The organism is Yunchengibacter salinarum, from assembly GCF_037658235.1.
Lineage (GTDB): Bacteria > Pseudomonadota > Alphaproteobacteria > Sphingomonadales > Kordiimonadaceae > Yunchengibacter > Yunchengibacter salinarum.
In genome coordinates this window covers 25133-49614 of the sequence record NZ_JBBJLN010000006.1, presented here as the reverse complement: position 1 = coordinate 49614, position 24482 = coordinate 25133, and the positions used below count along the sequence as shown (strand labels likewise).

Sequence of the window (24482 nt, the reverse complement as noted above, 5' to 3'; positions counted from 1 at the left end):
CATGTTGTATAATCTGCTGGTGCCATTGGCGGACGAGGGCGGTTTCTTCAACCTGTTCCGCTATCTTACCTTCCGCACCGGGGCGGCGACCCTGACGGCACTGATCGTCTGCTTTCTGATCGGCCCGGCGGTGATCCGCTTTCTGCGCGCGCGGCAGGGCAAGGGGCAGCCGATCCGGGAAGACGGCCCGGAAAGTCATATTCTGACCAAGGCGGGCACACCCACCATGGGGGGCGTGATGATCCTGCTGTCCATGGGGGTCGCCACGCTGCTCTGGGCGGACCTGACCAATGCCTATGTGTGGCTGGTGCTGGGCGTGACCATGGGGTTCGGCCTGATCGGCTTTGCCGACGATTACCAGAAGGTTGTGAAGAAGAACCCGCGCGGCGTGCCGGGGCGCCTGAAATTCGCCCTTGAGGCCCTGATCGCCGTGATGGCCGCCTGGTGGCTGGCGGGCATCAACAGCCCCACGCTGGCATTGCCCGTGTTCAAGGATGTGGTGATCAATCTGGGCCTTTTTTACCTGCCCTTTCAGGTATTGGTGATCGCCGGGGCCGCCAATGCGGTGAACCTGACCGACGGGCTGGACGGGCTCGCCACCGTGCCGGTTATCATCGCCGCCGCCGCCTTCGGCTTCATCGCCTATCTGGTGGGCAATGTGGTTTATTCCGATTATCTGGGCATCGTTCATGTGCTGGGCGCGGGCGAACTGGCCATTGTCGCGGGGGCCATGATCGGCGGCGGGCTCGGTTTTCTCTGGTTCAACGCGCCGCCCGCCATGGTGTTCATGGGCGATACGGGCTCGCTTTCCATGGGTGGGGCGCTGGGCAGCCTGGCGGCGGTCACAAAGCATGAAATCGTGCTGGCAATCATTGGCGGACTGTTCGTGCTGGAAACCGTGTCGGTGATCGTGCAGGTGGCCTCGTTCAAGCTGACCGGGCGCCGGGTGTTTCGCATGGCGCCGCTGCACCACCATTTTGAACAAAAGGGCTGGGCCGAGCCCACCGTGGTGATCCGCTTCTGGATCATTGCCGTGATTCTCGCACTGGTTGGTCTTGCCACCTTGAAACTGCGGTGAGGATGACATGATTCCACTGGGTTCCCTTTCCAGCAAGCGCATCGGCGTGTTCGGCCTTGCCCGCACGGGCGAGGCGGCCGTCTATGCCCTGACCCGCGCGGGCGCGGAGGTCTGGGCCTGGGACGACGACGCCGCCCGGCGGGAGGCCGCGCCACGCCAGATCGTGGACCTGATGGCGACCGACCTGTCGCCGCTGGACGGGCTTGTGCTGGCGCCCGGCGTGCCGCTGACCCATCCGGCCCCGCATCCGCTGGTGGCGCGGGCAAAGGCCGCCGGGGTGCCGCTGATCAGCGATTTCGACCTGTTCCAGTGGGCGCGGCCCCACCTGCCCGACCACCGCGTGGTGGCGGTGACAGGCACCAATGGCAAGTCCACCACGGTCAGCCTGATCCGCCATCTGGTGGATGTGGCGGGCGTGCCGGTGGCGCTGGGCGGTAATATCGGCAAGGCGGTGATGGCGCTGGACCCGCTGCCCGAAGGTGGTGTCTATGTGATCGAGGCATCGTCCTTTCAACTGGCTCTGACGGCGGCATTCCGGGCCGATGTGGCGGTTCTGCTGAACATGACGCCGGACCATCTGGATCGTCACGGCGACATGGACGGATACCGGCAGGCCAAGGCCCGCCTGTTCGCCATGCAAGACAGCGGGGACGCGGCCTTTATCGGTGCCGACGACGACCACTGTGCGCGCGTGGCCGCCGAGCTTGAAGCGGCGGGGCGCACCCCGGCGCGCTTTTCCGGCCATGGCGCGCTGGCGTCCGGCTTTGGCGCGGACGGGCGCACCCTGACCAGGGACGGCGCCCCCTTTGCGGACCTGTCCCGGTGCCAGAGCCTGAAGGGCGCCCACAATATGCAGAATGCCGCCGCCGCCGCCGCGGTGGCCGACCATCTGGGATTTGACGGGGAAGTGGTGCGGCTCGGTTTGGCCACTTTCCCCGGCCTGGAACACCGGCAGGAACTGGTGCGCACGGTGGGCGGCGTGCGTTATGTGAACGACAGCAAGGCCACCAATATGGATGCGGCGAGCCGGGCGCTCGGTGCGTTCCGCCGCCTGCACTGGATCGCGGGCGGGCGCGGCAAGGGGGAAGACCCCGCCGGTCTGTACCCTCATCTGGCCCATGTGCAGCACGCCTATCTGATCGGCGAAACGGCGCCGGAATGGGCTGCCGCGCTTCAGGGCCGCGTGCCCCTGTCCGTTCATGACAGTCTGGAAGATGCGGTGGCGGCGGCATCCACCAATGCGCGCGGCTGCGAAGTGGTGCTGCTGTCCCCCGCCGCCGCGGCCTTTGATGCTTTCCGCGATTTCGAGCACAGGGGGGAGGCGTTCAAGCGCGCCGTCGCCCGGCTCGATCCCGTGGATGGCGGGGAGGGGCAGCCATGAGCGCTTTTTCCCGCGCCGACAATAGCGGCTTGGCCCGCTGGTGGTGGACGGTGGACCGCTGGATGCTGCTGCTTCTGCTGCTGCTGGTGTCGCTGGGGCTCTGGATGACCCTGACCGCCAGCCCGGCGGTGGCGGAAAAGCTGGGGCTGGACCGGCTGCATTTCTTTCTGCGGCAGGTGGTGTTTCTGGGGCTCAGCCTGCTGGTGGTGCTGGGCGTGTCGGTGATGCCGGTCACGCTGGTGCGCCGGGGCGCCATTCTGGCCTTTCCGCTGACGCTTGTTCTGATGGGGCTGACCCTGCTGGTGGGGCCGGACATCAAGGGCGCCACCCGCTGGTTGCCTGTGGGGCCGTTCACCCTGCAACCCAGCGAATTCATGAAGCCGGTCTTCATCGTGACCATCGCCTGGCTGCTGTCCGCCCGGTTTCAGGATGGCGCCCTGCCGGTCAAGCGGATTTCGCTGGCCCTGTTCGCGGTGGTGGCGACGCTGCTGGTGCTGCAACCGGATTTCGGCCAGACCATACTGGTGGGCGTGGTCTGGCTGGCGCAAATGACGCTGGCGGGCCTGCCGGTGATGTGGCTGTTGTTGGCCGCCGTGGCGCTGGTGCTGGCACTGGGCGTGGCTTATGCGCTGGTGCCCCATGTGGCCGACCGGATCGACACTTTCATCAACCCGGCCAGCGGCGACACCTATCAGACCGAAACCGCCATCCGCGCCTTCGAGGCGGGCGGTCTGATCGGGCGCGGGCCGGGCGAAGGCTCGGTCAAGGCGGTGCTGCCCGATGCCCATACGGACTATATCTTCGCCGTGGTGGGGGAGGAATTCGGCGCCATTGCCGGGGTGCTGCTGATGGCCCTGTTCGCCGGAATCGTGCTGCGCGGCCTGTCCCAACTGGTGGAGGAGGACGACCCGTTCCGCCTTCTGGCAACGGCTGGCCTGCTGGTACAGTTCGGCCTTCAGGCTATGATCAATATCGGGGTGAATCTGGCCGTTCTGCCCGCCAAGGGTATGACACTGCCTTTCATCAGCTATGGCGGATCGTCCATGCTGGCGCTGGCGCTGACCATCGGCATGGTATTGGCCTTCACCCGGCGCAACCGGTTTCTGCGCCCGGCCACACTGGGCCTTCCGGTGGGGAGGCACGCATGACGAACCCCGCCCCACACGCACCCAACGCCGAACCCATGGACGCCGAAGCCCCGGAACAGGCTTCGGCCCGCCGCGTGGCCTTGCTGGCGGGGGGTACGCTGGGCCACATGATGCCCGCCGCCGCGCTGGCGGATGCGCTGCGGGCGCGGGGGGTGGAAGTGTCTCTGGTGACGGACCCGCGCGGCGCCCGTTTTCCGGTCATGACGGACCTGCCGCGGATGGTGCTGAATGCCCACAGCCATATGGGCGGTGGCCTGATCGGCAAGACCCGCGCGGTATGGAGCGTGTTCACCAGCCTTGTGCAGGTGCGACGGGCCTGGATTACCACACCGGTGGATGCGGTGGTGGGTTTTGGCGGCTATCCCACCATGCCGGGCCTGCTGGCCGCACGCACCCGTGCCATCCCCGCCATGGTGCATGAACAGAACGCGGTGCTGGGCCGGGTCAATCGCTGGATGGCGCCCAAGACTGCCGGTGTGGCGCTGGGCCTGCCGGATACGCGGCGCGTGCCTTTGGGCGTGCCGACCCTGGCCACCGGAAACCCCGTCGGCGGGGCGGTGGCGCGGCTGGCTGATCGGCCCTATCCGGTGCCAAAGGGCACGGGGCCGGTGCGGCTGATGGTGCTGGGCGGCAGCCAGGGGGCGCGCATCCTGTCCGATGTGGTGCCGACGGCGCTGTCCCGGCTGGATGACAGCCTGCGCCAGCGCCTGAACGTGGTGCATCAGGCCCGGCCAGAGGATGTGGCGCGGGTTGAAGGGACTTATACCGCCGCCGGGATCGATGCGGATGTGCGCGCCTTTTTCCAGGATGTGCCCGAACGGCTGGCGGATACCCATCTGGTGATCTGCCGGGCCGGGGCATCCACGCTGGCGGAGGTGACGGCACTGGGCCGCCCCGCCATTCTGGTGCCGCTGCGCGTGGCGGCGGACGATCATCAGCGCTTCAATGCCGAACGGCTGGTGCGCGCGGGCGGCGGCTGGATGCTGACGGAAGACGCCTTCACGGCGGATGCGCTGGTCCATCGGGTGGCGGACCTGATCGCGGCACCGGATATCCTGGCCCGTGCCGCCACGGCCAGCGCCAGCCTGGCGGCGCCCGATGCGGCTTCGAAGCTGGCGGACATGACCGAAACACTGATCCAAAGGGGCAGAATCACATGACCAAGGGCATCCCCTTCCATATTGGCCGGGTCCATTTTGTCGGCATTGGCGGCATCGGCATGTCCGGTATCGCGGAAGTGATGCACAATCTGGGCTATGCGGTACAGGGCAGCGACGTGGCGGTCAGCGCCAATGTCACCCGGTTGCGCGATCTGGGCATCCGGGTGGTGGAAGGCCAGAAGGCGGATAATGTGGCCGATTGCGCCGTGGTCGTGGTTTCCAGCGCCATCAAGGCGGACAACCCGGAAGTGGTGGCCGCCCGCAAGGCGGGCCTGCCGGTGGTGCGCCGGGCGGAAATGCTGGCGGAACTGATGCGTCTGAAATGGTGCGTGTCCGTGGCGGGCACGCATGGCAAGACCACCACCACATCCATGGTGGCGGCGGTGCTGGAAGCGGCTGGCATCGATCCCACGGTCATCAATGGCGGCATCATCAATCATTATGGCACCAATGCCCGCCTGGGCGAGGGTGACTGGATGGTGGTGGAAGCGGACGAGAGCGACGGCACCTTTACCAAGCTGCCCGCCACGCTGGCCGTGGTCACCAATATGGACCCGGAGCATCTGGATTTTTACGGCGATTTCGACGCGGTGCGCGCCGCCTTTCAGACCTTTCTGGACCGGGTGCCTTTTTACGGCGCGGCGATTCTGTGCATCGACCATGCGGACGTGCAGGGCCTGATTCCCGCCATTCAGGATCGCAAGGTGGTCACATATGGCTTTTCCCCGCAGGCGGACATCAAAGCGGAAAACCAGCAGTCGGCGCACGGGGCGGTCACATTCGACGTGCGCGTGCGCGGCAAGTCCGGGGCCGATGACCGGATGATCACGGACCTGCGCCTGCCCATGCCCGGCAGGCACAATATCCAGAACGCGCTGGCCGCCATCACGGTGGGGCTGGAAATGGGCGTGGACGATGCCACATTGCGCCGGGCCTTTGCCTCCTTCGGCGGGGTCAAGCGGCGCTTCACCCGTGTGGGCGACGTGGCGGGCGCCACGGTGATCGACGATTACGGCCACCACCCGGTGGAAATCGCCCATGTGCTGAAGGCCGCGCGGGACAGCTTTCCGGGCCGCGTGCTGGCGGTGATGCAGCCGCATCGCTATTCCCGCCTGTCCAGCCTGTTCGAGGATTTCTGCACCTGCTTCAACGATGCGGACAGGGTTTATGTGACACCGGTTCACGCCGCCGGGGAGGAGCCGGTTCCCGGCGTGGACAGTGCCGCGCTGGTGGCCGGGCTGGAAGGCCATGGCCACCGGGGCGCCCGCACCGTGACGGATGAAGCGGATCTGGCCGACGCGCTGGCGGACGAGATCCGCGAAGGCGATGCCATTGTCTGTCTCGGCGCGGGCAGTATCACGCACTGGGCCGCGCGCCTGCCCGAAGCCGTGGCGCGCGTGCGGGCGGGCCGTTCGGGAAAGGAGGCGCCATGACCGGCGAAGCGCGCCTTGCCAGTTCCCTGATGGAGCGGCTGCCCCCGGTGCGCGGGCGGCTTACCGCCGATGCGCCGCTTCGGCGCTTTAGCTGGTTTCGCACCGGCGGCCCGGCGGATGTGCTGTTCGAACCACAGGACGAGGCCGATCTGGCCGCGTTTCTGGCCGCCTGCCCGAAGGATGTGCCGCTTCTGGTGCTGGGCGTGGGCTCGAACCTGCTGGTGCGGGATGGTGGGGTGCGCGGCGTGGTGATCCGCCTTGGCCGTGCCTTTCAGGCCGTGACGACCGGCCCCCACGGTGTGACCGCCGCCGCCGGGGCGATGGATGTGCATGTGGCCCGCGCGGCGCGGGATGCGGGGCTGGCGGGGCTGGAATTTCTGGTGGGTGTGCCCGGTACCATTGGCGGCGCACTGGCCATGAATGCGGGCGCCTATGGCCGGGACATGGCCGATGTGGTCACATCCGCCCGCGTCCTGACGCGCGACGGCAGGCCGGTGACTCTGACACCGGACGCGCTGGGCTTTTCCTATCGCCGCTGTGCCAGGGCCGGGGAGGTGATTTTTCTGGAAGCGACCATGGCCGCAGAGCCGGGCGCGCCGGAGACGATCGAGGAAGCCATGACGGCGATCACCACCGCCCGCAGCGACAGCCAGCCCATCGGCACCCGCACCGGCGGCAGCACCTTTACCAATCCGCCGGGCGAAAAGGCGTGGGAACTGGTGGACCGGGCCGGGTGCCGGGGCCTGCGCGTGGGCGATGCGCAGATTTCCGAAAAGCATACCAATTTCCTGATCAATCTGGGTCATGCCACGGCGCACGATATCGAGACACTGGGCGAGGAGGTGCGGCGCCGGGTCAAGGCCGTCACGGGGGTCACGCTGGACTGGGAAATCCGCCGCATCGGAGAGCCCGGCCCGGCCCGCAAGGGGGAGGACATCGCATGATCAGATCCATGGCACGCCGCAAGGGCATGATGAGCGCGCTGGCGATTCTGCTCTGTGCCGGGGCCGCCTGGGCGGCGGGCGGCGAGGTCATGCCGCGTAGCTGGCTGAGCGGGGTGACGGCGCGCACCGGCATGGTGCTGCAAACGCTGGAGATCACGGGGCTGGACCGCACCAGCCGCCGCAGTGTGCTGGCGCGGCTGCATGTGGACCGGGGGATGCCGCTTGGCGGTATCGACCTTCAGGCCATGAAGCAGCGGCTGGAGGGTCTGCCCTGGGTGGCGCGTGCGCGGGTGACCCGCAGCCTGCCGGGGCGGTTGATCGTTGCCATTACCGAGCGGGAACCCCGCGCCCTGTGGCAGCGGGATGGCACCCTGCATGTGGTGGACCGGGACGGCACGCCGATCACCGATCGGGGCATCAGCCGCTTTGCCCATTTGCGGCTGGTGGTGGGGCCGGGCGCCAATCGCGCGCTGGACCAGTTGGACCGGATGCTCGCCCATATGCCCGAACTGGCGCCCAGGGTGGCGCGCGCGGTGCGCGTGGGCGATCGGCGCTGGGACCTCTTGTTCGACAATGGCATTCGCCTGCGCCTGCCCGCCGATGATGCACCGGCCTATGACGCCGCCCGCGCGCTTGCCCGGTTCCGGGATCTGGAAGCACAGTACCGCCTTCTCTCGCGGGAGGTGCAGGTGATCGATCTGCGCCTGCCGGATCGGCTGGTGATGCGCGTTACCGAGGCGGGCCAGCGTATGATGGCCGGTGAAGAAAAGGCAATGTGACCCATGAACGGTGCCCTGTCCCAGCAACAGACCGGTAATCGTTCAGCCGCCGCCCTGGCGGATGGCATTCTGGCCGTGCTCGATGTGGGCAGTACCAAGGTGTCCTGCCTGCTGGCCGATATGGATGGTCAGGGCGGCTTCCGCATTCTTGGCACCGGCACGGCGCAGAATCTGGGTATGCAGGGCGATCAGCCCGGCGACATGGATCAGGTGGAAGCCGCCATTCGCAGCGCCGTGGATCAGGCCGAGCGCAGCGCCGGCGTTACCGCCACGGGGGCGCTGCTGGCGGTTTCCGGCGCCCAGATGGCCACCACCGCGCACGAGCCGACACTGGCGCTGGACGGCGTGGCCGTGACGGCGACCCATCTGGCCGCGCTGGCGGATCAGTTGCCCCCGGCGCGCTCAGACCGGCTGGTCATGACCCGCCATGCAGTGGCTTTCGATCTGGACGGGCAGGAGCATGTGGCGCCGCCTTTCGGTGTTTGTGGGGATCGCCTGACCGGCTTTTATGTTAGTGTGGAAGCGGATCGGGATGTGGTTCGCGCGCTGGAGGAAAGCGTCGCCCGTGCCCATCTGCGCTTGTTGGGCACCGTATCCGCCGCCCATGTGGGCGCCGCCGCCGCCCTGACCGGTGAAGAGCGTGAAGACGGCGCCGCTTTCGTGGATGTGGGCCATGCCTCCATTCAAATGGCGGTTCTTGCCGGAAATGAACTGGTGCATGGCAGCAGCCTGCCTTTTGGCGACGGGGATGTTCTCGCCGACATCGCCGCCCGCTTTCACCTGAGCGACGATCAGGCGGAGGCGATCAAGAACCGTTACGGTGCCGCCATGGTGGCCAGCTCGGATGCCCGGCACTCTCTGACTGTGCCGGATGATGGCGCCGGGGCGCGCTCCATCGGGCAGGCGGCGCTGAACGGCGTGATCGAGGCACAGATGACCGTGATGCTGGAAGCCGTGCGGGAAGAACTGGATGCCCTTCATTTCGAGGGAACGGTGGTGCTGGCGGGCAGTGCGGCGAGACTGTCGCAGATGGACAGCCTGGCGGAACAGGTGCTGGGCCATCCGGTGCGCCTGGCCGAGCCGCCCCGCCTGAAGCACCTTCCCGCCAGTTGGCGAGACCCCGGCCATGCCGTGCCCGTGGGCCTGATGATGTATGCCGCCGCCCATCCACTGACCGGGCCGCTGGCGTTCGATCCGGCGCCGGGGCGCGGCTGGCGGCCGGGTGCGCTCAGGGACGCCTTCAGGGATTTGTGGCCACCGGCTGCGCCTTATGCCGCGCCGGATGCGTCCGCCGGGGCGCGGGCGGCATCCGAAACGGCCCCGGCGCTCGGCCCCTGGCCGCGGCTGTGGCACTGGATGCGGGAGTCGTTCTGAGAAGGGCCGCGCTTCGGGGAGTATGACAAGGAAAACAAACAGACCTGAACGGGGAAAAGACGGGAAAAGCGGACCAGGCCGGGAAAAGGGGTTGCCGGACCCCGACCGGTCACGATAGCAGACGCATAACATGCAAGGAGCAGGGCAATGCCGATCGAATTTTCCAATACGGAACTGACAGAACTGAAACCCCGCATCGCGGTGGTCGGCGTGGGTGGCGCCGGGTGCAACGCGGTGAACAACATGATCCTGTCCAGCCTTCAGGGGGTGGACTTCGTGGTGGCCAATACGGACGCCCAGGCGCTGGCCAATTCCGAGGCGGACAACCGCATCCAGCTTGGTGTGGAAATCACCCAGGGGCTGGGCGCGGGGGCGCAGCCCAGCGTGGGTGAGGCCGCGGCGGAAGAGGCGGTCAAGATCATCGATGAAACGCTGGAAGGCTGCCATATGGCCTTCATCACGGCGGGCATGGGGGGTGGCACCGGCACCGGCGCCGCGCCCGTGGTGGCCCGTCGCGCGCGGGAGAAGAAGATTCTCACCGTGGGCGTCGTGACAAAGCCGTTCCAGTTCGAAGGCAGCCGCCGCATGAAGATTGCCGAAGCGGGCATTCAGGAACTGGCGGGCCATGTGGATACGCTGATCATCATTCCGAACCAGAACCTGTTCCGCGTGGCCAATGAGAAGACCACCTTCGCCGACGCCTTCAACATGGCGGACGAGGTGTTGCATTCCGGCGTGCGCGGCATCACCGACCTGATGGTGATGCCCGGCCTGATCAATCTGGATTTTGCCGATGTGCGCACCGTCATGGAGCATATGGGCAAGGCCATGATGGGCACCGGCGAGGCCGAGGGCGAGAACCGCGCACAGGATGCCGCGGCCGCCGCCATTTCCAATCCGCTGCTGGAAGAGGCATCGCTTCAGGGCGCGCAGGGGGTCATCATCAATGTGACCGGCGGCATGGACATGACGCTTTATGAAGTGGACGAGGCTGTGAACATGGTCCGCGAGCAGGTGGACCCGGATGCGCTCATCGTCTTCGGCTCGGCCTTCAATGAAAGCCTGGACGGCAAGCTCAGGGTGTCCGTGGTGGCCACCGGTATCGAGGGCAGCGAGAACGGCGTGGCCGTGCCCCGGCCGAGCCGCGCGCCGGTCACCCCGCCGCAGCCGCGCAATGTGGACAACGGGGGCGACGAGAAGACAGCCGCCGAGACGGCACCCGATGAAAAGCCGACCGGGGAAGACACGGCCCCGGCGCCCGCCGCGCGGGAAGTCGCCCCTGACCGGTCGGAAGCCGCAGCCCCGACCCCGCAGGCGGCCGCATCCGCCCCTCATGCGGAAACGGCATCCCGCGCCGAAACGGCACCTCAGGCGGAGCAGCCTTCCCGGCAGGCGCCGGACCCGGCACCCGCCGCCCGCGCCGGTGACACGGCCCCGACGGACGAGCAGTATGACATAGAGGCACGGGCCGTGGCGGCCAGCCAGGATGCCGGGTTCACCGCCGAGGCGCCCAAGACGCCCAAAGTGTCCAACCAGCCGCTGGAGGCCGCCGACCCGATGAAGGAGGCCGCCTATACGGGCCGCCGTGACACCGGTGACAACACGCGCTCCAGTGAAGGCGGGGAAAAGCGGGATACCCGCCTGAGCATGTTCGCCCGGCGCAGCCGCCGCAAGGTGCAGCCGAACCCGGTGAACGATCAGGCGGACACCCATGACGCCGGTACCCACGGGGAGGGTGATGCCAGCCTTGGGGGCGTGAGCGTCGAGGATCGGCCCGCGCCGGAAAATCGGGATCGCGGTAGCGAGCAACTGGAAATTCCCAGCTTTCTGCGCCGTCAGCAGAACTGAGCCCTTGCGCGTCAGCCGGCCCTGATCAAGGCCCGTCCCGAAGGGGGCGGGCCTTTTTCTTAATCGCCGTCGCCCGGATTGGCTGGCGCGGGCTGTTCCCAGGCGGTGCGGGCCGCATCGTCGCCCGCGCGGGCCGGGACCCATGTGCTGCCGTGCGGGCCGTCTTCCCGCTTCCAGAAGGGGGCGTCGGTCTTGAGATAGTCCATGATGAAGCGGGCGGCATCGAAGGCGGCCTCCCGGTGCGCGCTGGCGGTGAGCACGGCCACGATGTCCTCCCCCGGTGCCAGCGTGCCGACCCGGTGGACCACCCGGCATCCGGTCAGCGGCCAACGGGCCATGGCGCGGTCCAGAATGCGCCTGATCTCCCGCTCCGTCATGCCGGGATAATGGTCCAGATGCAGGGCGGTGAGCGTGCCGTTCTGATCCCGCACGGTGCCGGTGAAGCTGACCACGGCGCCCATGTCCACGCGGTTGCCGGTCAGGGCCGCGCGCTCCGCCGCATGGTCGATCGGCGCCTGCTGAACGCGGGCATGAACGGGGTCCGTGATGGAGTCGGCGGACATGGCGTCAGCCCCCGGTGACGGGCGGAAAGAAGGCCACCTCGTCCCCCGGCGCCACCGCGCTGTCCAGCCGGCACCATTCCTGATTGACGGCCACACGCAAAAGGGCCGGGTCGCCCAGCGCCCTGTCATGGCCGGGGCTCAGCCCGCGCAGATGATCCACCAGCCCGGCCACGGTGTGGATGCCGTCGGGCAGGGGGCGCTGCTCCTCGCCGCTGCCCACGGCATCGCGCATCCAGGCGAAATAAAGCAGGGTCAGGGGCGTGTCCTTCATCGGTTACACCATGTGTTTCATGCCGCCACGTACATAATCATAGCCCGTATAGAGCGTCAGCACAGCGGCAAGCCATAACAGGGTCAGGCCGATTTCATGGGCGGGCAGGCCGAGCGCGGCGCCCCCTTCCACCCAGGTGAGCGCCCCCAGCGCCACCATCTGCACCGTGGTTTTCCATTTGGCGAGCCATGTCACGGGCACGCTGACCCGTACCCCCGCCAGATATTCCCGCAGGCCCGATACCAGCAGTTCCCGGCACATGATGATGACCGCCGGAATGCTGTGCAGGCCGGTGACCCAGTTCACATCCACCACCATGATGATCACTGCCGCCACCATCAGCTTGTCGGCGATGGGGTCCAGGAAAATGCCGATCTGGGACACGCTGCCCATATTGCGGGCCACCCAGCCGTCGAAGAAATCGGTCACGCCCGCCAGCACGAACAGAATGAAGGCCAGATGGCTGCCCAGCGGCTGCGCCAGATAGAAGCTGCCCATGAGAAGCGGGATCACGGCAATGCGCGAGAGGGTGAGCAGGTTGGGCAGGGTCCACATCCGGGGAATCCTTTTATCAGGGGTGGGACGGATGCCGGTCGCCGGGCGGGGGCATGGCCCGCGCGGGCGCCGATTCAGGATGGACCGTAAACCATGTCAGGCCCCGGTCAAGCACGGAGCCGGGCAAGATGCCGGTTGCGGTGTCGGCGTGGCCCTGATGATGCGGGGTCAGTCGCGGAAAAAGTCGAAGATTTCCTGTGCCATGGCGCGCGATATGCCGTCCACCGCCTGCAAGTCCCCCAGGTCGGCGCCCGCCACCGCCTTGGCCGATCCGAAATGGTGCAGCAGGGCCTTTTTCCGTTTCGGCCCGATGCCCGGCACGTCATCCAGCCCGGAACGGGTGCGTGCCTTGCCACGCTTCGCCCGGTGGGTGCCGATGGCGAAGCGGTGGGCCTCGTCCCGAAGGCGCTGGAGATAATGCATCACCGGCGCATTGGGCGGCAGGGTGAAGCTGGCCCGGCCCGGCATGTGGAACTGTTCCCGCCCGGCATGGCGATCCGGCCCCTTGGATACCGCCACCAGCGCCACATCGGCCACGCCCAGCCCGTTCAGCGTCTCCACCACCGCGGACAACTGCCCGCGCCCGCCATCGATCAGTACCAGGTCCGGCCAGTGGCCGCGGCTGCGGTCGCCGTCTTCCTTGACCAGCCGCTTGAAGCGCCGGGTCATCACTTCGCGCATCATGCCGTAATCGTCGCCGGGGGACAGGGTTTCATCCTTGATGTTGAAGGTGCGATAGGCTTTTTTCTCGAACCCGTCCGGCCCGGCCACCACCATGGCGCCGATGGCTTCATTGCCGCGGGTGTGGCTGTTGTCATACACCTCGATCCGGCGCGGCGGGGCGGGTAGATCGAAGGCATCCTGAACCGCCGCCAGCAATTGCTTCTGGCTGGCGCTTTCCGCCAGCTTGCGTTCCAGCGCCTGTTCCGCATTACGCACCGCTTCCGCCACCACCCTGGCCTTGGCGCCCCGTGCCGGGCGGCTCAAAGTGACCTTGTGGTCCATGCGCGCGCTCAGGGCCTCCGCCAAAAGGGGTTTTTCCGCCGGATCGTGAGACAGCATGATCCGCCTTGGTGCGGGCTTGTTGTCATAGAACTGGCCGATAAAGGCGGTGAGCACCTCGGCAAGCGGGGTTTCGGGGGCGTGCCGGGGGAAGAAGGCCCGGTGGCCCCAGTTCTGGCCCGCGCGGAAGAACACGATCTGGATCGCCACCCGGTCCCCGGCGCGGGCGGCGGCGATCACATCCCCGTCGTCGGGCTGGCCATCGGTGTAGGTCTGATGAGACTGAATCTGGGTCAGCGCTTTCAGTCGGTCCCGGTACAGGGCGGCGGTCTCGAAATCCAGCGCGTCGCTGGCCGCCTGCATCTTTTCGGCAAAGGTTTTCTGGATCGCCGTTGTGCGCCCTTCCAGAAAGGCGCGGGCGTCGGCCACCTCATTGGCATAGGTGGTTGCATCCACCCGCCCCACGCAGGGCGCCGAGCAGCGTTTGATCTGATACAGCAGGCAGGGGCGGGAGCGGTTTTCCAGCGTGGCATCGGTGCAGGAGCGGAGCTGAAACACTTTTTGCAGGGTGTTCAGCGTGTTGTTGACCGCGCTGGTATTGGCAAAGGGGCCGTAATAGTGGCCTTTGCCCTTGCGCGCGCCCCGATGCTTGGTGATCTGCGGCCAGGGGTGGTCGTCCCGCAGCAGGATATAGGGAAAGGACTTGTCGTCCTTCAGCAGTACATTGAAGGGCGGCTTGAACCGCTTGATCAGCGTGGCTTCCCTGAGCAGCGCTTCGGCTTCCGTGCGGGTGGTGATGAAATCCATTTCCACCGTGGCGCTGACCAGCCGCAACAGCCGGGTGGGCAATTGATTGACGCGGGTATAGGCGGGCACCCGGCGCGACAGGTTCTTCGCTTTGCCCACATAAAGCACGTCGCCATGGCGGTCGATCATGCGATAGACGCCCGGCGCCTGTGGCGCCGTTCTGGCATGGGCCCGGATCACCGACACCCCGTGGTCCAGATTGGTCATGGCCGGATTGCTCATGGCATGAGTTTTAGGGCGCCCGACGCGCACCGCCAAGGGAAAAGCGCAGGGAACGCGCGCCTCGAATCGCCCCCTAAAGCCGGGGCTGTTCAAGGCCTTGTGAACTTGTCCACGAAGCCTGTGGAAAACCCTGTGGGTAAATGCTGTCACAAGAATGCAATGCGGCTGGAACCTTGGCTTCGGAGCGACTTGCATAATTTTTAAGCACAAAAGTCAACTCATTGTTTTTAATGAAATTTCCTGCTGTCAACAGGCCGCAATGATTTGAAGGGAATTTAATCGCCCGTCCGTGCGGGGCGGCGCAAGGGCCTGAAAGCGCGCTGTGCATAAGGCATTGGGCACACCCCCGAAATCGCCCTTCTTGCGGCATTGTTCGGGCTACGCTTTTCCGGGCGGTTATCAGGCGGTTGAGGGTATCAGCAAAGGCGGGCCAATATCAGGCGGGGCGATGGCGTTCGATTTCCACGCCCACGCTGTCCGCGCCGTCGATGGCTTCCAGTTTTTCCACCATGACCCGTGCCGACAGCACGCGGCCATCGGCCAGCTCGCTTTCAGCGATGCGCTCGGCCATGGATTCCACCAGATTGATGTGGCCGCCTTCCAGGATCGCGTCGATCCGCTCCACCACATCCTTGTAGCAGAGTACGTTTTCCAGATTGTCCCGGTGATGAACCCGATCTTCCCGCACGCTCAGGTCCACCGTGATGCGAACGGTCTGCACCCGTTCCTGCTCATGGGCGAATACGCCGATCCGCGCCTGCCGCAACAGATTGCGCACAAAGACCCGGCGAACGCCGCGTGCCGCATCGGCAAAGGGGACCACGGCGTCGCCCGTCTCTACGGGGTCGAGCTGCGGGGCTGTGGGGCGGTCGTCGGCCATCGGGCGCTCTTCTCTCCTCAGGGCAGGTCCGGTCAGGGCGTTTTAGGCGCCCGCGCTGACTTTCAGGATGTGCCCGGTATAGATGTCCGATTCGAGCACAAAGGCGAGACAGCGGGTCAGGGCGTCAGCCGGAGTGGCCGCACCCGTCATCAAGCCACATACCCGGCAGTGGGGGGCAAGGTCAAGCGCCGCCGTGCTGACCAGGTCCACCAGTCCCGCCTTCGCCCCGCTGGCGCCGCCGGGGGTCAGCAGCGCCGTATCCAGCAGCAGCACGGCAACTGGGTCCGGGTGGCCGGCGGCGCGGGCATTGCGGGCAAAGGCGTGCAGACGGGCCGCGCCGCTGGCGGCATCTTCGGGCGTGAAAATCAGGGCACGGGCCTGCTCGCGGGATTTTGGTGTGTTTTCCAGGCTGTCACCCATTTCGATCAGGCGGTCGCCCGCGCCCTTCAGGGCGGCCACCGCCGCCCGGTCCCGGTCACTCAGGCCGTGAATGGCGATGCCGCCTGTCAAAGGGCCTGCTCCACAAGCTGGCTGTTGGTGCTCGCCAGATAGGCCAGATAGCCCGCATAGGCCACCAGCATGGCGATGCCCATACCCCGGCCAATGGCGCGTTTGGTCAGATAGAATGGCAGCAGCAACAGGGTGGTGGCGATCATCACCCAGAAATCCACTCTCATAAAGCTGTCTGGTGCCGGGATCGTGCCGAACAGCGAGGAAACGCCGATAATGCCCAGCAGATTGAACAGGTTGGAGCCCACCACATTGCCGATCGCCACGTCGCCATGGCCGCGCAGCGCCGCCATCACGCCGGTGATCAGTTCCGGCAGGCTGGTGCCGATCGCCACAAGCGTCAGCCCGATCACCGCTTCCGACACGCCGAACACGCGCGCAATGGTGACGGATCCTTCCACCAGCAGGTCCGCCCCCCAGATCAGGCCGCCCAGGCCCGCCACCACCAGCACGGTGGACAGCCATACCGGGTCCGGCGTGCGGCTGGCTTCTTCCAGTTCCGGGATGGCTTCCCGCGCCGCGGCGGAATGGCGCCGGGCGTGCCGGGCGCTGTACACCAGAAAGGCGCCCAGTGCCGCGGTCATCAGCACGCCAAGCCAGGGCGGAAAGCCGCCGAGCGTGGCCCCCGCCAGCGGGAACAGCAGGCTCGCGGCCAGCACGAAGCCGATGGTGCGGCCCATGCGTTCGCCGTGGCAGGCCACGGGCGCGATCATGGCAGGCACGGACACCACCAGCAGGATATTGGCGATATTGGACCCTACCACATTGCCCATGGCCAGGGTGGGCGCGCCGGTGAGGACCGCATCGATGCCCACCATCAGTTCCGGCGCGGAGGTGCCGAAGGCCACGATGGTCATGCCGATAATGATGACCGGCACACCGCTTCGGCGTGCCAGCGATACGGACCCCCGGACCAGGGCGTCGCCCGCCACCACCAACAGGATGAGACCGGCGAAAGCTTGCAGAAAGGCCATAAACGAAAAGGTCCTGAAAATGCCCCGGCAACGGGCAGGGAAACGGATGACCGATCCGTTACATAATGTGTTTGAACCGTGTTGAAAAGCCCGCCCCCCTTACAGGTCGCGCTTTTGCCCCCGGATCAAGGTTCGCATCAGGGATCGCATCAATAGCCGCGCCCGCGATCCAGCAGAGTGGGGGGTGTTTCGCCGTGCTGGAGTTGGGCGATGGTTTCCGTGACAAAGCGGGCCGCCGTATCCGGGCGGGTGATGGCGGCGCTGTGCGGTGTGACCACCAGATTGGGCGCGGTCCATGCGGGATGGTCGGCGGGCAGGGGCTCGGAGGGGAACACATCCAGGCTGGCACCGCCCAGGGCGCCGCTTTCAAGCCGGGCCAGCAGGGCATCCAGATCCACCAGATTGCCGCGCCCGGCATTGATCACCACCGCGCCGCGCGGCAGTTGATCCAGCGTCTCGGCATTCAGCAGATGGGTGGTCTGCGGCGTATCGGGCAGCAGCCCCACCACCATGGTGCAGCCCGCCAGAAAGGTGCCGAGCTGGTCCGCGCCGTGGAAATGGTCCAGCCCGTTCATGGCGCGCTTTCCCGTGCGGGTCCATGCCCTGAGACCATAGCCCAGCGGTTGGAGCGCCGCCGCCACGCTCTGGCCCAGCGCCCCCAGTCCCATCAGGCCCACCGTGCATTCCTGCGCCACCGGGCTGAACACCCGCTCAAACCGGTGGGCCTGCTGCTGGGCCAGAATGGCGGGCATTTTGCGCTGATGGAACAGCACCTGAAGCAGCACATATTCGGCCATGCCCTGCCGGAGCCCGCTATCCCCCATGCGGATGATGGGCACATCGGGCAGGTCCGGGTCATCCAGCAGATGGTCCACCCCGGCGCCCAGGGAAAAGATGGCGTCCAGCCGGGGCAGGCTGGCCAGCAGGCCATGGGGCGGATGCCAGACCAGCGCATAGGTGGGGGTGCCGTCATCGTCCGGCCAGTCCGGGTGGCCGTGAAAGGCGATGTCCCCGGCGGTGGCCGCAAAAGCCTTCCGCCAGGGGTCGTGGCTGTAGTCGTCCAGATAGAAAAGCAGACGGGCCATGGGCGGTGTCCTCCGGCGTCAGCGTAACGGGTTGGCATGGGCGCTGCCGGTCAGCACCGCATTGGCATAGATCACGCCGAGCCCGTCCAGATAGGCGCGGATGGTGGGGTCTTCGGTGAAGGCGATCACCAGCCCCCGACCGCGTTTTTCCACCATGGCAAACGGCTTGTAGGCCAGTTGCCGACGGTTTTCCTGCCACAGATAGCCGCTGGACAGCAGATCCTCCGCGCCCTCGAAATGGACGGCATTCACACCCTTGTCCCGTTTCAGCGGGGTAAAGATGCCCCGGCCCCGCACCAGCACGTTCAGCCGATCCGCCACGCCGTTGGTCAGCCAGTTGTCCGGGTCCGTGCGGGCATGGATCAGCGCGCCGGGGATGCTGTCGGGCCGTTCCTCCGCCGGGGTGGTGGCCGCGTGAAGCGCATTCTTTGATGCGATCCGGGTGCCCGCGACCATGGCGTCGTCGGTGTCGTCTTTCTTTTCCGCGTCGTCGTCCCGAAGCTGATATTCCCGGCGCGTGGAAAGCAGCCCCGTATCCGGGTCCGCCAGCCAGTTCACCGCGCCTTTCTGGCCGATCAGCACCCCGCCGCGCTCGACGAAGGCGCTCAGGGTTTTCACGCCGGTCTCGCCGAAACTGTCGGCATAGGAACCGCCCCAGCCCTCATCCGGCAGGATCAGCACGTCATAGCGTTCCAGCAGGGCGGATTTCAGGTCGTCGGTGCGGATCACGGTGACCGGCAGGCCGATCTGATGTTCGATTACGAAGCGGCTGTTGCCCGCGCTATAGGAACTGGTGGGCTCATCCCAGGCCATGGCGATGCGGGGCGTATGAATGCGGTGCACCGACCGGGCGCCGAACTCCGCCCCCTTGGATACCCAGCCGCTGGCGGTGCCGACCACATTGGCGCCGGTTTTCACCGCAAGCTCTTTCAGGGTGTCGGGCAGGGTGGCGGCATTGTCCCCGACCGGGAAAATCAGCGTACCGCGCGGCCAGGTCTTACCGTTTTGCGTGAAGGTTTCATCGGTGGCCTTGACCACCAGGCCGTCCTTCAGGGCCCCGGCCAGCAGGCGCACGGCGGCCATGTCGCCCCATTCCACCAGATAGGCGATGCTGTCCGGGTCCGCCGTCAGCGTGCCGGGGGTGACCCGGTTCCGGCCAGCGGGCACCAGCGGGCCGTCCACCGGCTTGCCGCACAGCTTCATGTCCAGATTGTACATCTTGGCCAGGGACCAGGCGGTCACGTCATAGATGTCGTGGGGCAGGTCCTTGCCGCGCTTGCGCTCCTGCTCGGCGACGAAATCCGCTTCCATGTCCACCTGCGGGTTCAGCAGGGTGTTGATCATGCGCTTGCGGGGCTGGGCGGCGTCGATCACATAGGCGCCCTGCGGCACGGTTTCGCCGCAGGCGCGGGCGGTGCCGGTGGTCTGCTGCACTTCGATGCCCATTTCGCCGAGCACGCCCATCAGCTTGCGGTGGCCCGCCGCATCGCGCCGGTTGGGGAAGATATAGCTGCGCCGGTCGTCCGATTTCCGGCCCTCCTCAATGGCGGAGCGCTGATAGTCCAGAAAATCATCCAGCAGCCTGGCCCGGTTGGCCGCCGCCGCCTCCAGCGTGGAAATGGAGGCGATGAAGTGATGCTGCACACTGTCCCGGAAGGTCAGTTCCGTGCCATCCGACTTGCGGAATCGGAGGCCACGCGCCGAAGCCTGTTCATAGGTCATGGATACGGCGCCGAAATAGGCGGGCCAGCTTGCGCCATAACCGGGATAGAAGGCGTCATACACATCGCGGGTGAAATAGGGGATGCCGAATCGGTCAAAGTGCCGGGCATTGTTCTTGCCGAACAGGAACAGGCTGTCCCGCTGGTCCCCGGTCAGGTGCGGATTATAGGGGACCGCTTCGGGCGCGAAATAATAGGTGCTGTCGCCGCCCATTTCGTGCAGGTCCACGAAGACCTGCGGCATCCACTGGCGCAGCGCCTTCACATGGCCGCGTGTTTCCGGCTGGGTCAGGGCCAGCCAGTCGCGGTTCAGGTCGAACATATAATGATTGGTCCGCCCGGAGGGCCAGGGCTCGTTGTGCTCCGCGCTCAGCCGGTCGGCGGATGCCTCCACCCCCTTGTGGATACGGAATCGGTTGATGAACCGGTCCCGCCCGTCGGGATTTTGCAGCGGATTAATGATGGCGATGCTGTTTTCCAGGATGCTGTCCACGCGCTGGCTGTCCCTCGCCGCCAGCAGGTGATAGGCGGTCTGCATGGCCGCGTCGGCGCCGGAAACCTCGTTGCCGTGCACCGAATAGGCCAGCCAGGTGATCACCGGCAGGTCCGCCTTGGCGGCTTTCAGCGCGCTGTCATCATGGCCACGGGGATCGGCGAGCATGGCCGTGTCCTGCTTGATGCTGTCCAGCCGGGCCAGTGTTTCCGGCTTGGCGATGGCGGCATAGATCAGGGCGCGGCCTTCCCATGTCTCGCCGTAGCGGAACAGCTTGATCCTGTCTGGCGCCGCGTCCTTCAGGGCCTGCATATAGCGCACCATGTCCGCGTGGGTGGTGATGCGGCTGCCGCTTTCATAGCCGAGAACATCGGCCACCGTGGGAATGGCCGGGTCCAGCGACACGCCGGGCCAGGCGGGGGGCGCCTGCTCCGCCATGGCCGGGCGGACAAGGGCGACCACCATAAGCGCGGCAGCCAGAAAGACGGCCAGGGAATTGATCGGGGAATTGATCGGGGAACTGGTCCAGGAACTGGCCGGGGAAGCGGCGCGGCGGCCTTCCGTGCCGGCTTCGTGATGCGTTCGATATGCTTGGCTCATCTGGAAATCTCCCTGGCGTTTCCTGTGTGACCGTGCTGGTCATCCCCTGCCCAGCATAGTAGGGTCACATGCGTGTGAGTCCATGGCAAAGGGGGGCGCTGTCGGCTCTGTCGGGGGCGCTAAGACTATGGCTTGATTTTTCCATGCACCCCCCTTATGGTTCGCGCCTCGAATCAGGGGGTCGCCCGCGCCGGGTCGGCCCCGCATTTATGCGAAGGCCCGGACCGCCCGGTGCGGCCGGCGAGAAGGAAGGCAAGAACAATGGCAGTACCGAAGCGCAAGGTTTCGAAATCTCGCCGTGGCATGCGTCGGTCCCATGACACGCTGAACGCCGTTCACGTGCAGGAAGATGCCCACAGCGGCGAGTTCAAGCGCCGTCACCATATTGACCTGAAGTCCGGCATGTACCGTGGCAAGCAGGTGCTGGAGCCCAAGGGCGACTATTAAGGTCCCGTCGGGTTTTTCCGGCAATTGAAACAGTGAAAAACCGGTGCCCGTTCGGGCGCCGGTTTTTTTGTGTGGGATTGAGGCTTTGCCTGTCACCAACAAGCGCCTATTCTCAAGGAACGGTTCGCTGAAATGGAGACAGCCCCCATGTTGGCCCAATTGCCCGCCCGATTTTCGCTGAAGCCCGTGCTTGCCATGCTTGCCGCCCTGCTGGTGGCGGCCTGTATGCAGACCAACGAGATCACGGGCCGCGACCAGTTCATGATGATCCCCGCCAGCGAAGACAGCCGACTCGGCCTTGAGGCCATGCAGCAGGTGAAAGACAATGCACCGGTGTTGACCACCGGGCCGATGGCGGAACGGGTCAAGCGCATCGGCCAGCGCATCGCCCGCGTGTCGGACAAGCCGGACATGACCTGGGAATTCGTGGTGATTGACGAGCCGCAGCTCAATGCCTGGGCCCTGCCGGGCGGCAAGGTGGCGGTCTATGCCAAAATGATGCAGGAAATCGACGACGATCAGCAACTGGCCGCCGTGCTGGGCCATGAAATCGCCCACGCGGTGCTGCGCCATGGGGCCGAGCAGATGTCCCGTGCCCAGGCGCAGAACGTGGCCATTGCCGGATTGGGCGTGGCGGTGGGTGCCAGCACGGACAGCCAGACGGCGGGAATGGCCGTGGCGCTGGGTTCGCTGGCGGCCAAGGGGCTGGTGCAACTGCCGCACAGCCGCTTCATGGAACTGGAAGCGGACCATATCGGCACCCGCTACATGGCCCGTGCGGGCTATGACCCCCGCGCCTCGGTGGCCTTGTGGCAGCGCATGAACAGCCTGAAGGAAGGCGGCGGTGGCCAGCCCGTCTGGTTGTCCACCCACCCGGCGGACGACAAGCGCATCCGCGAGCTTCAGGCCCGTATGCCGGTTTACATGCAGGAATACCGCGCGACCGTCGGCCAACCCGCCCCCAACTAAACACCTCGCACTGGCGTTGCCTCTACCGCCATCCCGCCAACACCGGCCTATCCGACGGGCGCGACCGCGCCCCGCCGCAAGTGCCGCGCCCTGGCGGAGCGGTGAGCGCCAGCGAACAAGCGCGAGCGGAAACCAAGCGCGCGATCGCGCCCCGCCGCCCGTGCGGCGCCCCAGCGGAGCGCGTGCGAAGCACGCTTGCGTGAGCGGAAAGGAGCCCCACCCGCACTGGCGTTGCCTCTACCGCCATCCCGCCAACACCGGCCTATCCGACGGGCGCGACCGCGCCCCGCCGCAAGTGCGGCGCCCTCGCGGAGCGCGTGCGCAGCACGCTTGCGTGAGCGGAAACAAAGCCCCCTAATAATCCATCCCGATGTCGATGGCGGGGGCGCTCTGGGTGATGCGGCCCACGGAGATGCGGTCCACGCCCGTCTCGGCGATGGCGCGGATGGTGTCCAGCGTCACGCCGCCGGAGGCTTCCAGCGGCACCCGGCCATCCACGCGGGCCACCGCTGTGCGCAGGTCCGCAAGGCTCATATTGTCCAGCAGCAGGCTGGTGGCGCCCGCGTTCAGGGCCTCGTCCACCTGGGCGAGCGTGTCGCATTCCACCTGAATGTCCCGCTCCCCCGCGGCCAGGGCGGCGGCCACGGCGGCGGTCACGGACCCGGCCACGGCGATATGGTTGTCCTTGATCATCACCGCGTCGTGCAGGCCCATGCGGTGGTTCACCGCGCCCCCCATGCGGGCGGCATATTTGTTCAGCGTGCGCAGGCCCGGCAGGGTCTTGCGGGTGTCCAGCAGCACGGCGCCGGTGCCCTTTATGGCATCGGCATAGGCGCGGGTGAGCGTGGCGATGCCGGAGAGGTGCTGTACCAGGTTCAGCGCGGCGCGTTCCGCCGTCAGAAGGGCGCGGGCATTGCCGCTTACCCGCATCAGGGTGGCGCCGCTTTCCAGCGGGGTGCCGTCGGCCACTTCCGCCGTGATGGTGGCGTGCCCGTCCAGTGCGCGGAAAATGGCCGCCGCCACCGCCAGCCCGGCGGGGACAAGGGGTTCGCGGGCGGTCAGGCTTGCCCGCAATTGGGCATCCGCCGGGATGACGGCGTGCGCGGTGCGGTCCCCGCGTGCCGGGTTTCCGCCCGTGTCTTCCGCCAGCACTTCGGCCACGAAGGCTTCCAGCGCCACGCCGGTGGGCAATTCCGCCTGGGTCATGGGCGCGCTCTCAGGCTTCGGCAATGCGGGAGACATCCTCAGCCGGGGCCTTGGCCGGGCTGAGGTCCAGCATACGCTTGAGGGGCCGCTCCGCGCGCACACGGGTTTCTTCCGGCAGGGTGATTTCCGGCGCTCCGTCCCTGAGGGCCAGATACAGCTTTTCCAGCGTGTTCATGGCCATGAAGGGGCAGGTGTTGCAGTTGCAGTTGCCGTCCGCCCCCGGTGCGCCGATGAAGGTCTTTTCCGGGGCCGCTTTTTCCATCTGGTGCATGATGTGCGGTTCGGTGGCGATGATGAAGGTGTCCGCGTCGCTTTCCTGCACAAAGGCCAGAATCGAGCTGGTGGAGCCCACATGGTCCGCCAGCGCCACGATATGATCGGGGCATTCCGGGTGCGCGGCCACGGGCGCGTCCGGGTGGCGGGCTTTCAGCTTCACCAGTTCCTTTTCGCTGAAGCGTTCATGAACGATGCAGGTGCCGGGCCACAACAGCATGTCCCGCCCGGTGATGCGGTTGAGATAGCCGCCAAGATGCCGATCCGGCGCAAAGATGATCTTCTGGTCTTCGGGCAGGCTTTCCACGATATGTTTGGCGTTGGAACTGGTGACGATGATGTCGGTCAGCGCCTTCACATCCGCCGAGCAATTGATATAGCTCAGCACCAGATGGTCGGGATGGGCCTCCACGAAGCGGCGGAAGTCCTCCGGCGGGCAACTGTCCTCAAGGCTGCAACCGGCGGCCATGTCCGGCAGCACCACGGTTTTTTCCGGGCTGAGGATCTTGGCCACTTCCGCCATGAAGCGCACGCCGCAAAAGGCGATCATGTCCGCATCCGTCGCCGCCGCCTTGCGCGACAGATCCAGGCTGTCGCCCACAAAGTCGGCAATGTCCTGAATGGCCGGGTCCTGATAATAATGGGCCAGGATCACCGCGTTGCGCTCCCGGCGCAGGCGATCGATGGCGGTGATCAGGTCGTCCCCGGTGGGGATCATGGGCTTTACCGGGCTGTTCATGGCCGGGCTCCTTGGTCGGG

Annotated in this window: 22 protein-coding genes; 11 read left to right on the top strand and 11 right to left on the bottom strand. The window is 66.5% G+C overall.

Features of this window, described 5'->3' with window-relative positions:
- The first annotated feature begins 1 nt into the window (after position 1).
- The 9 genes from mraY to ftsZ all read left to right on the top strand — a co-directional run bounded on the left by mraY (position 2) and on the right by ftsZ (position 11145).
- Positions 2 to 1078 carry a phospho-N-acetylmuramoyl-pentapeptide-transferase gene (gene mraY, locus WGH93_RS08015; RefSeq protein ID WP_374764356.1) on the top strand — a complete coding sequence of 359 codons (1077 nt, stop codon included), beginning with the start codon at positions 2 to 4 and terminating at the stop codon, positions 1076 to 1078.
- A 7-nt stretch (positions 1079 to 1085) separates the two neighbouring features.
- A complete protein-coding gene (murD, locus tag WGH93_RS08010) occupies positions 1086 to 2459 on the top strand; it encodes a UDP-N-acetylmuramoyl-L-alanine--D-glutamate ligase (RefSeq protein WP_374764355.1) in 1374 nt (457 codons plus the stop codon).
- Positions 2456 to 3607 carry an FtsW/RodA/SpoVE family cell cycle protein gene (locus WGH93_RS08005; RefSeq protein ID WP_374764354.1) on the top strand — a complete coding sequence of 384 codons (1152 nt, stop codon included), beginning with the start codon at positions 2456 to 2458 and terminating at the stop codon, positions 3605 to 3607. The genes murD and WGH93_RS08005 overlap by 4 nt, the downstream gene beginning before the upstream one ends.
- Complete coding sequence (gene murG / locus WGH93_RS08000; RefSeq protein WP_374764353.1) at positions 3604 to 4767, top strand: undecaprenyldiphospho-muramoylpentapeptide beta-N-acetylglucosaminyltransferase; 1164 nt, start codon at positions 3604 to 3606, stop codon at positions 4765 to 4767. Before WGH93_RS08005 ends, murG begins: the two co-directional genes overlap by 4 nt.
- On the top strand, positions 4764 to 6200 hold the full coding sequence (gene murC / locus WGH93_RS07995; RefSeq protein WP_374764352.1) for a UDP-N-acetylmuramate--L-alanine ligase: 1437 nt from the start codon (positions 4764 to 4766) through the stop codon (positions 6198 to 6200). The genes murG and murC overlap by 4 nt, the downstream gene beginning before the upstream one ends.
- Positions 6197 to 7144, top strand: coding sequence for a UDP-N-acetylmuramate dehydrogenase (gene murB, locus WGH93_RS07990; protein ID WP_374764351.1), 948 nt, complete (start codon positions 6197 to 6199; stop codon positions 7142 to 7144). Before murC ends, murB begins: the two co-directional genes overlap by 4 nt.
- Entirely contained in the window at positions 7141 to 7923 is a 783-nt protein-coding gene (locus tag WGH93_RS07985; RefSeq protein ID WP_374764350.1) for a cell division protein FtsQ/DivIB, read from the top strand. Before murB ends, WGH93_RS07985 begins: the two co-directional genes overlap by 4 nt.
- A 3-nt stretch (positions 7924 to 7926) precedes the next feature.
- Positions 7927 to 9297 carry a cell division protein FtsA gene (ftsA, locus tag WGH93_RS07980; protein WP_374764349.1) on the top strand — a complete coding sequence of 457 codons (1371 nt, stop codon included), beginning with the start codon at positions 7927 to 7929 and terminating at the stop codon, positions 9295 to 9297.
- 147 nt (positions 9298 to 9444) lie between these two features.
- Complete coding sequence (gene ftsZ, locus WGH93_RS07975) at positions 9445 to 11145, top strand: cell division protein FtsZ (RefSeq protein WP_374764348.1); 1701 nt, start codon at positions 9445 to 9447, stop codon at positions 11143 to 11145.
- A gap of 59 nt (positions 11146 to 11204) precedes the next feature.
- Here ftsZ and WGH93_RS07970 read toward each other — a convergent pair whose 3' ends face one another.
- From WGH93_RS07970 to WGH93_RS07930, 9 genes are all read right to left on the bottom strand, one after another.
- The gene (locus tag WGH93_RS07970; protein ID WP_374764347.1) at positions 11205 to 11708 is read right to left on the bottom strand and encodes a molybdenum cofactor biosynthesis protein MoaE; all 504 of its coding nucleotides are present in this window, start codon (positions 11706 to 11708) and stop codon (positions 11205 to 11207) included.
- A 4-nt stretch (positions 11709 to 11712) separates the two neighbouring features.
- On the bottom strand, positions 11713 to 11979 hold the full coding sequence (gene moaD / locus WGH93_RS07965; protein WP_374764346.1) for a molybdopterin converting factor subunit 1: 267 nt from the start codon (positions 11977 to 11979) through the stop codon (positions 11713 to 11715).
- Positions 11980 to 11982: 3 nt separating this feature from the next.
- A complete protein-coding gene (gene pgsA, locus WGH93_RS07960; protein WP_374764345.1) occupies positions 11983 to 12534 on the bottom strand; it encodes a CDP-diacylglycerol--glycerol-3-phosphate 3-phosphatidyltransferase in 552 nt (183 codons plus the stop codon).
- Positions 12535 to 12702: 168 nt separating this feature from the next.
- The gene (uvrC, locus tag WGH93_RS07955; RefSeq protein ID WP_374764344.1) at positions 12703 to 14550 is read right to left on the bottom strand and encodes an excinuclease ABC subunit UvrC; all 1848 of its coding nucleotides are present in this window, start codon (positions 14548 to 14550) and stop codon (positions 12703 to 12705) included.
- Positions 14551 to 15001: 451 nt separating this feature from the next.
- Positions 15002 to 15445: a dihydroneopterin aldolase gene (locus WGH93_RS07950; RefSeq protein WP_374764343.1), complete on the bottom strand. Its 444-nt coding sequence runs from the start codon at positions 15443 to 15445 to the stop codon at positions 15002 to 15004.
- 42 nt (positions 15446 to 15487) lie between these two features.
- Complete coding sequence (locus WGH93_RS07945; protein ID WP_374764342.1) at positions 15488 to 15955, bottom strand: hypothetical protein; 468 nt, start codon at positions 15953 to 15955, stop codon at positions 15488 to 15490.
- Positions 15952 to 16929 (bottom strand): calcium/sodium antiporter, encoded by a 978-nt coding sequence (locus WGH93_RS07940; protein WP_374764341.1) that lies wholly within the window; start codon positions 16927 to 16929, stop codon positions 15952 to 15954. The genes WGH93_RS07945 and WGH93_RS07940 overlap by 4 nt, the downstream gene beginning before the upstream one ends.
- 149 nt (positions 16930 to 17078) lie before the next feature.
- Positions 17079 to 18014, bottom strand: a complete 936-nt coding sequence (locus WGH93_RS07935; RefSeq protein WP_374764340.1) for a 2-hydroxyacid dehydrogenase — start codon at positions 18012 to 18014, stop codon at positions 17079 to 17081.
- Between the two features lie 18 nt (positions 18015 to 18032).
- Positions 18033 to 20828, bottom strand: a complete 2796-nt coding sequence (locus WGH93_RS07930) for a M14 metallopeptidase family protein (protein ID WP_374764339.1) — start codon at positions 20826 to 20828, stop codon at positions 18033 to 18035.
- 261 nt (positions 20829 to 21089) lie between these two features.
- Between WGH93_RS07930 and rpmF the strand changes: the two genes are divergently transcribed.
- On the top strand, positions 21090 to 21275 hold the full coding sequence (rpmF, locus tag WGH93_RS07925) for a 50S ribosomal protein L32 (RefSeq protein ID WP_374764338.1): 186 nt from the start codon (positions 21090 to 21092) through the stop codon (positions 21273 to 21275).
- Between the two features lie 147 nt (positions 21276 to 21422).
- Entirely contained in the window at positions 21423 to 22244 is an 822-nt protein-coding gene (locus WGH93_RS07920) for a M48 family metallopeptidase (protein WP_374764337.1), read from the top strand.
- A 354-nt stretch (positions 22245 to 22598) separates the two neighbouring features.
- Here the strand turns inward: WGH93_RS07920 and nadC are convergent, their stop codons facing one another.
- Positions 22599 to 23450, bottom strand: coding sequence for a carboxylating nicotinate-nucleotide diphosphorylase (gene nadC, locus WGH93_RS07915; protein ID WP_374764336.1), 852 nt, complete (start codon positions 23448 to 23450; stop codon positions 22599 to 22601).
- Positions 23451 to 23460: 10 nt separating this feature from the next.
- On the bottom strand, positions 23461 to 24462 hold the full coding sequence (gene nadA, locus WGH93_RS07910; protein ID WP_374764335.1) for a quinolinate synthase NadA: 1002 nt from the start codon (positions 24460 to 24462) through the stop codon (positions 23461 to 23463).
- Between the last annotated feature and the right edge of the window lie 20 nt (positions 24463 to 24482).

Bases quoted from the DNA above. Each gene is read 5' to 3' on its own strand.
- WGH93_RS07930 (WP_374764339.1), bottom strand. From the start codon at position 20,828: ATGAGCCAAGCATATCGAACGCATCACGAAGCCGGCACGGAAGGCCGC.
- ftsA (WP_374764349.1), top strand. From the start codon at position 7,927: ATGAACGGTGCCCTGTCCCAGCAACAGACCGGTAATCGTTCAGCCGCC.
- WGH93_RS07935 (WP_374764340.1), bottom strand. From the start codon at position 18,014: ATGGCCCGTCTGCTTTTCTATCTGGACGACTACAGCCACGACCCCTGG.
- WGH93_RS08005 (WP_374764354.1), top strand. From the start codon at position 2,456: ATGAGCGCTTTTTCCCGCGCCGACAATAGCGGCTTGGCCCGCTGGTGG.
- WGH93_RS07985 (WP_374764350.1), top strand. From the start codon at position 7,141: ATGATCAGATCCATGGCACGCCGCAAGGGCATGATGAGCGCGCTGGCG.
- WGH93_RS07970 (WP_374764347.1), bottom strand. From the start codon at position 11,708: ATGTCCGCCGACTCCATCACGGACCCCGTTCATGCCCGCGTTCAGCAG.
- mraY (WP_374764356.1), top strand. From the start codon at position 2: ATGTTGTATAATCTGCTGGTGCCATTGGCGGACGAGGGCGGTTTCTTC.
- nadC (WP_374764336.1), bottom strand. From the start codon at position 23,450: ATGACCCAGGCGGAATTGCCCACCGGCGTGGCGCTGGAAGCCTTCGTG.
- uvrC (WP_374764344.1), bottom strand. From the start codon at position 14,550: ATGACCAATCTGGACCACGGGGTGTCGGTGATCCGGGCCCATGCCAGA.
- murC (WP_374764352.1), top strand. From the start codon at position 4,764: ATGACCAAGGGCATCCCCTTCCATATTGGCCGGGTCCATTTTGTCGGC.
- moaD (WP_374764346.1), bottom strand. From the start codon at position 11,979: ATGAAGGACACGCCCCTGACCCTGCTTTATTTCGCCTGGATGCGCGAT.
- ftsZ (WP_374764348.1), top strand. From the start codon at position 9,445: ATGCCGATCGAATTTTCCAATACGGAACTGACAGAACTGAAACCCCGC.
- nadA (WP_374764335.1), bottom strand. From the start codon at position 24,462: ATGAACAGCCCGGTAAAGCCCATGATCCCCACCGGGGACGACCTGATC.
- WGH93_RS07950 (WP_374764343.1), bottom strand. From the start codon at position 15,445: ATGGCCGACGACCGCCCCACAGCCCCGCAGCTCGACCCCGTAGAGACG.
- pgsA (WP_374764345.1), bottom strand. From the start codon at position 12,534: ATGTGGACCCTGCCCAACCTGCTCACCCTCTCGCGCATTGCCGTGATC.
- WGH93_RS07920 (WP_374764337.1), top strand. From the start codon at position 21,423: ATGTTGGCCCAATTGCCCGCCCGATTTTCGCTGAAGCCCGTGCTTGCC.
- WGH93_RS07940 (WP_374764341.1), bottom strand. From the start codon at position 16,929: ATGGCCTTTCTGCAAGCTTTCGCCGGTCTCATCCTGTTGGTGGTGGCG.
- rpmF (WP_374764338.1), top strand. From the start codon at position 21,090: ATGGCAGTACCGAAGCGCAAGGTTTCGAAATCTCGCCGTGGCATGCGT.
- murG (WP_374764353.1), top strand. From the start codon at position 3,604: ATGACGAACCCCGCCCCACACGCACCCAACGCCGAACCCATGGACGCC.
- murB (WP_374764351.1), top strand. From the start codon at position 6,197: ATGACCGGCGAAGCGCGCCTTGCCAGTTCCCTGATGGAGCGGCTGCCC.
- murD (WP_374764355.1), top strand. From the start codon at position 1,086: ATGATTCCACTGGGTTCCCTTTCCAGCAAGCGCATCGGCGTGTTCGGC.